Source organism: Halomonas sp. ALS9 (assembly GCF_001651035.1).
In the GTDB taxonomy this organism is placed as follows: Bacteria; Pseudomonadota; Gammaproteobacteria; order Pseudomonadales; family Halomonadaceae; genus Vreelandella.
The window spans coordinates 1-208 of record NZ_LXRG01000182.1; the positions used below are offsets into that span (position 1 = coordinate 1).

The window sequence follows — 208 nt, forward strand, 5'->3', positions numbered from 1 at the left end:
GAGCATTTGGAGCATAGTCACCAGGTTAAGATCATTGAGCACAGCCTGGAGCGCTGCACCACGCTCTCCGAGCGGCTTGATCGCACCGTGGTGCTCCACGGCAGCGCCACCAGCAAGCGTTTGCTGGAAGAAGAGAACATCGAAGAGGGTAATAACTTCTGCGCGCTGACCAACGACAACGAGGGTAATAGAATGTCGACGCTGCTCG

Annotated in this window: 1 protein-coding gene; it reads left to right on the forward strand. The window is 56.2% G+C overall.

Translation table 11 applies throughout. The features are described 5' to 3' along the window. The coding region (locus tag A6R74_RS12965) for an NAD-binding protein (protein WP_205634191.1) at positions 1-208 on the forward strand (208 nt) is incomplete at both ends.